Raw genomic sequence first — 6781 nt, 5'->3', positions numbered from 1 at the left:
TCCCGGGGGCTAGCTGTACCGGGGCCTTTGCTCCCCCCCCCACAGAGCTACCCGCCCCCGGCCGGCCTGTCGCGGGGGCGGGCCGCGACGTGTGCCACGACACAGCAGGGGACGGTTCAGTCGCCGTCGTGACCCGCCGGACGCCCGTCGACCTGGCGGAACGTCGTGCCGTCGTCGAGGGTCAGGACGCCGGCGAAGCGGAGCAGGTCGCCGATCGTCGTGATCATCTTCCCGCCGTCGATCCGCACCCCCTGCGCCGGGGTCCAGCCCGTGGCGAGGTACGACGTGTCGTCGGCCTTGAGCAGGTAGACGAACGTCTCGCACAGGATCCGGCTGCCGACGTCGCCGAGGAAGTTGCCGTTCCCCTGGATCTCGGCCTCCTTGAGCACGTAGTACCACAGGGGCGTGCCGTCGAGCTCCGCCAGGGCGTCCTTGACGCCCTGCGCGGCTCCGCGGGTGAGCTGCTCGGCGGACAGGGCCGGCACGTGCAGCGCCTCGGCCACCGCCTCCCCGGTGGGCAGGGACAGCCAGTACCCCCGCAGCAGGTTGCGCTGCGCGAGCTGCTTGAGCAGGGCGCTGATCTCCGGGGCCAGGCCGGGGTCGGTGCCCTCCTTGAGCATGGTGGCCAGGCCGGCCGCCAGGAACGGGTCGATCTTCGCCGCGGAACGCCGGCGGTCCGGGTCGCCCTTGTCGACGAAGCGGGCCCAGTCGATCGGCCAGTTGGACGGGAGCACCTCGCCGGGCGGCGCCCCGGTGGGGACCAGCCCGCCGCCCCCGGTGAACTCGAACAGCTGCACCAGGCTCGCGAACGCGGCCCGCGGCGGCGCCGCCGGTGGGACGACCTTGCCGAAGTTGAGGTTGAAGTCGTAGCCGTTGCGCACCATCGAGTGCCCGAACCGGAACGCGGCCACGGCGAACTCCAGCGGCATGGCGACCTTGCGACGGGGCCGGAAGAGCAGCGACGGCTCGACGAGCACCTCGTCCAGCACCCCCGGCTTGGTGAGCGTGCGCAGGTAGTCGTGGACCACCAGCCACTGGTAGTGGTGCTGGGTGAGCTGCTGGGCGCGGTCGAAGACCGCCCGCTCGTCCACCGTGAGCCACGGCTCGGTGCGGCGGACCCAGTCCACGACCGCGTTGTGGAACCGGATCAACCCCAGGTGCAGCTGGGCCACGACGAGGTTCTCGTCGTTGCGCCCGTCGGGGATCTTCGCCGAACCGGGGGCCGGCCGCTCGTCCTCCGGGACGTCGAGTCCTGCGATCTCCTCCGACGAGAACCGCGGCAGGTCGCGCTGCGGGTCGTCGCCCGGCGGGACGAGCTCGAACCCCGGGATCGGGGTCGTCGCCACCCGGCCGAGCGCGAGCTTTGTCTGGTCGGTCGTGGCGTACGCGGCCTCGCTGCGGGTGGTCCGCCGTCCGGCCTCACCCGGGAACCGCGGCCCGCTGCCGTACAGGCTGTCGAGGTTGAGGAACGGGTGCCGACCGTTGTGCAGGCTGCGGACCACGACCTCCGGCGGGAACGCCGTGAACGGGTCGGAGACGATGTCGCCCAGCACGAGGTCGCCCGGCCGGGGCCGCTCCCCCGCCTCCGGCGGACCGTCCGGGCCGTTGGTGTTGAGCGTGATGTCGTGGTCGATGAACTGGCCCCAGTAGGTGTAGATCGCGGGGATCGTCGAGTCCAGCGCCGGGTTCGGCGGGCCCGCCGGCTCGATCATCCCGGCGCCGAGCTTCTTCAGGGCCGCGACGACCGCGTCCACGGTGGGTCCCGCGACCGGCCCTTCGGGCGGGTCGCCGCCGTCGGTGACCGGCAGGTGCGCGGCGGGGAAGTGCCCGCGCAGGCCGCGGAAGAGGTAGTCGAACGACGTCGTCGCCTCGAAGCGGTCCTCCACGATGTCGCGCAGGACGGCGAGCTCCGTCTCGTGGAGCAACGGGGCCGGCGACGACCCCGGGTCGGGATCCGGTCGCGGTCGGGGTCGCGGGCGCGGGCGCACCTGGCCGCCGTGGCGCACGCTGCGCACCGTCCGGCCGACCGGGTCCGAGTGGAGGTCGTGCCCGGGCTCGGGCGCTTCCTGCTCGATGGTCTGCTGAGCCGCCATGGCTCTGCCCCTCTCGGGAGAAGCGGGCGCCGGGCGCCGCCCGGCGCGGGGCGGGTCCCGGGCCGCCACCGGCGATCAGCACGGGAGGCGGCCCGGGACTGCGCGCTGCGACGCGGCCACCGCCGTGGATCAGGGAGGGCGGTGGCGCGCCGCGACGGGCCCGCGGTGTCACCGCGGCCCACGGACCGGGCACGCCCGGTCCGTCACGCCAGGAAGGAGGGACCTCCCCCGCGGCCGTGACCGGCCGCGGGGACTTTCACCCGCTCGCGCGGGTCAGCGCAGGATGTCGCGCGCCCGCGCGACGTCCGCGTGCATCTGCTCGATGAGCGGATCGATGCCGTCGAAGCGCAAGGTCGGGCGCAGCCGCTCGACCAGCTCCAGCACGACCGTCTCCCCGTAGAGGTCCAGGTCGTCACGGTCGAGCACGTAGGCCTCGACGCGGCGCTCCACGCCGTCGAAGGTCGGGTTGGTGCCCACGGAGATGGCGGCGGGCAGGTCCGCGTCGGGGTTCCCGGGGTCCTCCTGGGCGAGCGCCGGCCGCAGCAGCCGACCGGCGTACACACCGTCGGCGGGGACCATGCCCTCGACGTGGCCGAGGTTCGCCGTCGGGAAGCCGAGCTCCCGCCCGCGCGCGTCCCCGTGCACCACGGTGCCGCGCACCCGGTGGGGGCGGCCGAGCACCTCGGCCGCCTGCGCCACGTCGCCCTCGGCGAGCAGCGCGCGCGCCGCCGACGACGACCAGCGCTCGCGGGCCCCGGCGCTGCCCGGCGCGCACTCGCCCACGTCGTCCACGGCCACGACCTCGAAGCCGTGCGTGCCGCCGAGCTCCACCATCGTGGCGAGCGTGCCGGCGTTGCCCTTGCCGAACCGCACGTCGTGCCCGACGACGACGGTGCGTGCGCCCAGGCCGCCCGTGAGGTAGCGGGTGACGAACTCCTCCGGCGTCAGCGCGGCGAGGTCGAGCGTGTACGGCACGACCAGCACGGCGTCGAGGCCCGCACGGCCCATGAGGTCGAGCCGGTCGCGCAGCCCCGTCAGGAGCTCCGGCGCCGTCTCCGGGCGGTGCACCTGGGCCGGGTGCGGGTCGAAGGTGAGCGCCACCGCGAGCCGTTCGTCGGCGCGGGCCAGGCCCACGAGGCGCCCCAGCACGGCCTGGTGACCGCGGTGGACGCCGTCGAAGTTGCCGATCGTGACGACCGACGGACCGAACCCGTCGGGGACCTGGTCCAGGTCCGTGAACACCTGCACGCGTCGCGCTCCGTCTCGTCGATGGCCGGCCGTCGGCACCCGCGCCGGGTGCCGACCGTCAAGGATAGACCGACGCCGGGGCCGCGGACCGCCTCACCCCGGGAGCACCGCCGCGGCGGCCGTGAGATAGCGCTCCGGGTCGAAGTCGTCGAGCAGCGCGCGCTGCATGAGAAACCCCTGGCCCAGCCCCATCATCACGGGGAGCAGCAACCGCGCCGCGGCGTCGGGCCCGTCGGGCGCCAGGTCGGGCCGCGCCCCGAACCACGCCTGCAGCGCAGCGGTCAGGACGTTCCGCAGGTCGACGACGACGTGCTGGACGACATCGTGGATCACCGGGTCCACGGTGGACTCCGACCAGAGCTGGACGAGCACCTTCCCGTCCTCGAGGTCCCGGGCCATGCCGCCCGTGAGGATCGTGAGCACCTCGATCGGCGAGGGCGGGACCCCGTCGTCGCCGGCGGCGTCGATCTCCGTGCTGCGCCGGGAGAGCACCTCCTCGGCGACCGCGGCGAAGAGCGCCTGCTTGCCGTCGTAGTGGCCGTAGATCGCGCCCGCCGACAGCCCCGACTCGGCGACGACGTCGGAGATGGAGGCTCGCTGGTAGCCCTTGGCGGTGAACGCCCGCAGGGCCGCGGCCCGGATCTGCGCGCGCCGCGCCTCGCGGTGCGCCTCGGTCACTCGTGGCATCGGACCCCTTCCCGAGGGCACTGGCGGACGGTTGACAAGTCTAGGGACACCCGCGCAGGCTTGCCATAAAGAACGAACATTCGTTTTTTGATTTCTCGACCCAGTCCTCAGCACCGGAGACCACCATGTCGTCGACGACCGTCGCCCCCGCCGCACCGCCCACCTCCCCGCCGCGCCCGGTCCCCCGCACCCCGTGGGGCCGGGTCGTAGCCGTGGCGCTCGGCGTCGCCGCCGTCGTCGGCGTGCTCGTGCTCGCCTTCTCCTGGCCCGCCGTCACCGCCGAGCCCAAGGACCTCCCGGTGGCCGTCGCCGGCCCGGAGCAGGCCGTCGCGGGCCTCGGTGCCACCCTCGACGAGGCACAGCCCGGAGCGCTCGACCTCGTGCCGGTCGCCGACCGCGACGCCGCCGTCGCCGCGGTCGAGTCCCGCGACGTCTACGGCGCGATCGTGCTGGGCGAGACGCCCGAGGTGCTCACGGCCTCGGCCGCGAGCACGGTGACGAGCCAGCTCCTCACCGCGGCGGCGGGCCAGCTGCAGGACGGGCTCGCCCAGCAGGCGGTCGCCTCGGGGGCGGACGCGTCCGCCGCTCCCACCGTCGCCGTGACCGACGTCGTGCCCCTGTCCGCCGACGACCCGCGGGGCGCCGGGCTGACGGCGGCCATGTTCCCTCTGCTGCTCGGCGGGATGATCGGCGGGATCGCGATCTCGCTGCTCGTGGTGGGCGCCGTGCGCCGGGTGCTCGCCGTGTCGGTCTATGCGGCCGCGGGCGGCGTCGTCCTGGTGGCGGTGCTGCAGTCCTGGTTCGGGGCGCTGCAGGGCGACTGGTGGACGAACGCCGGTGCCGCCGCCCTCGCCCTGGCGGCCGTCGCCGCGCCCATCACCGGGTTCGTGGCACTGCTCGGGCGGGCCGGCATCGCTCTCGGAGCCGTCACGATGATGCTGGTCGCCAACCCGATCTCCGGCGCCACCGTGCCGCCCGAGTTCCTCCCGTGGCACTGGGGCGCGATCGGCCAGTGGTTCCCGCCGGGCGCGGGCGCCACCCTGCTGCGCGACCTGTCCTACTTCCCGGCCGCCGACGCGGGGCGCGCCTGGCTCGCCCTCGGGCTCTGGGCGGGCGCGGGCGTCGTGATGTCGCTCGTGGGGCACCTGCGCACCGCGGGCGGCGTCGAGCCCGACGCCGAGGCCGCGCGCGACGAGGCGCTGGAGCGTGCCGCCCGGCACGCCGAGCCGGCCCCGCAGGGCTGACGCGCACCGCGCTGCGCCCGGGCCGCCTCGAGCGGCCCGGGTCAGCCGCCGGCCGGGGCAAGGACGAGCACGGGCTTCGCCAGCACCTCGCCCCGCCGCCGGGTGTCCTCCAGCAGCGCGACCAGCGCGCCGTCCGGCCCGATCGCGGCGACCGTGCCCCGCTCGCCGCTCGCGGGCACCCACTGGCCGTAGCCGAGGGCGCGCGCCTCGTCCGGCGTGAGCTCGCGCACGGGGAACGTCGCCCGGGCGGCGTCCGCGAGCGGCACCGTCGCGAGCACGCCGTCGGCGTCGGCCTGGGCCTCGAGCTCCTCGAGCGTGCGGGCCGTGCCGAGGTCGTAGCCACCCACCCGCGTACGGCGCAGCGCCGTGAGGTGGCCGCCCGTCCCGAGCGCGGCGCCCAGGTCGCGGGCCAGCGCCCGGACGTACGTCCCCGAGGACACGACGACGGTCACGTCGACGTCGAGCGCGGCCACGCCGTCGCCCGTCGTCGCGGGCCGCGTGGCGTGCACGTCGAAGCGGCTCACGGTGACCGGCCGGGCCTCCAGGACCACGTCCTCCCCCGCCCGGGCGCGCGCGTAGGCACGCTTGCCGTCGACCTTGATCGCGCTCACCGTGGTGGGCACCTGCCGGATCTCCCCCGTCAGGACGGCCACCTCGCGCGCCAGGGCGGCGTCGTCGACGCCCTCGCCGACGCCGCGCGCCTCGACGATCTCACCCTCCGCGTCGTCGGTGCTGGTGGTGGCGCCCAGGCGGATCGTCGCGTCGTACGCCTTGTCCGCCCCGACCACGTACGTGAGCAGCTTCGTGGCCCGGCCGACCCCGACGACGAGCACGCCCGTCGCCATCGGGTCGAGCGTGCCCGCGTGGCCGACCTTGCGGGTGCCCGCCAGCCGCCGGCACCGGCCGACGACGTCGTGGCTGGTCCAGCCGGCGGGCTTGTCGACCACCAGGAACCCGTCGGGCGCGGTCGGGCGGCGGGGCGGACGCTCCCCGGGGCCGCTCACTCGTCCTCGTCGTCCTCGCGCGCCTTGCGGTACGGGTCCTCGTCGCCGGCGAACCCCTTGCCCTCGCGCAGCGCGGCGAGCTCGGCGTCCCGGCGCTGGGCCTCCAGGAGCGCGGCGTCCAGGTGCGCGGCGTTCTCCGGCATCGAGTCCAGGAAGAACTCGATGGTCGGGGTGAGCCGCACGCCGGTCTGCTTGCCGACCTCCGAGCGGATCATGCCCTTGGCGCTCTCCAGCGCCGCGGCCGTGCCCGCCCGCTCCTCGTCCGTGCCGAGCACGGTGTAGAAGATCGAGGCGTTCTGCAGGTCGCCGGTCACGCGGACGTCGGTCACCGTGACGAAGCCGAGACGCGGGTCCTTGATCCGCGTGTCGAGCAGCTGCGCGACGATCTCCTTGATGCGGTCCGCCAGCTTGCGGGCGCGCGGGTTCTCGGGCCGGTTGTTGCCCTGGGGGCCGGGCATAGTGTGTCTCCCTCTCTCGACGCCGACGGCGCCCCGCCCGGCCCTGC

General features: G+C 75.2%; 6 protein-coding genes. 1 reads left to right on the top strand and 5 read right to left on the bottom strand.

The window, feature by feature from the left end; translation table 11 throughout:
• Nucleotides 1-116: 116 nt before the first annotated feature.
• From ACFQ8E_RS07390 to ACFQ8E_RS07380, 3 genes are all read right to left on the bottom strand, one after another.
• Nucleotides 117-2093: a heme peroxidase family protein gene (locus ACFQ8E_RS07390; RefSeq protein WP_430549919.1), complete on the bottom strand. Its 1977-nt coding sequence runs from the start codon at nucleotides 2091-2093 to the stop codon at nucleotides 117-119.
• A gap of 273 nt (nucleotides 2094-2366) precedes the next feature.
• On the bottom strand, nucleotides 2367-3341 hold the full coding sequence (locus ACFQ8E_RS07385) for a bifunctional riboflavin kinase/FAD synthetase (RefSeq protein WP_430549918.1): 975 nt from the start codon (nucleotides 3339-3341) through the stop codon (nucleotides 2367-2369).
• A 93-nt stretch (nucleotides 3342-3434) separates the two neighbouring features.
• Nucleotides 3435-4028 carry a TetR/AcrR family transcriptional regulator gene (locus ACFQ8E_RS07380; protein WP_430549917.1) on the bottom strand — a complete coding sequence of 198 codons (594 nt, stop codon included), beginning with the start codon at nucleotides 4026-4028 and terminating at the stop codon, nucleotides 3435-3437.
• A gap of 125 nt (nucleotides 4029-4153) precedes the next feature.
• Between ACFQ8E_RS07380 and ACFQ8E_RS07375 the strand changes: the two genes are divergently transcribed.
• Nucleotides 4154-5272 carry a hypothetical protein gene (locus ACFQ8E_RS07375; protein ID WP_430549916.1) on the top strand — a complete coding sequence of 373 codons (1119 nt, stop codon included), beginning with the start codon at nucleotides 4154-4156 and terminating at the stop codon, nucleotides 5270-5272.
• A 41-nt stretch (nucleotides 5273-5313) separates the two neighbouring features.
• Here the strand turns inward: ACFQ8E_RS07375 and truB are convergent, their stop codons facing one another.
• Together truB and rbfA are read right to left on the bottom strand one after the other, a co-directional pair.
• Complete coding sequence (truB, locus tag ACFQ8E_RS07370; protein WP_430549915.1) at nucleotides 5314-6276, bottom strand: tRNA pseudouridine(55) synthase TruB; 963 nt, start codon at nucleotides 6274-6276, stop codon at nucleotides 5314-5316.
• Nucleotides 6273-6734 carry a 30S ribosome-binding factor RbfA gene (rbfA, locus tag ACFQ8E_RS07365; RefSeq protein WP_430549914.1) on the bottom strand — a complete coding sequence of 154 codons (462 nt, stop codon included), beginning with the start codon at nucleotides 6732-6734 and terminating at the stop codon, nucleotides 6273-6275. Before rbfA ends, truB begins: the two co-directional genes overlap by 4 nt.
• Nucleotides 6735-6781: the final 47 nt, after the last annotated feature.

Source organism: Isoptericola sp. NPDC056573 (assembly GCF_042793335.1).
In the GTDB taxonomy this organism is placed as follows: domain Bacteria; phylum Actinomycetota; class Actinomycetes; order Actinomycetales; family Cellulomonadaceae; genus Isoptericola.
Note: the sequence above shows the minus strand (reverse complement) of the source record. Positions and strands in the feature narration are given on the sequence as shown.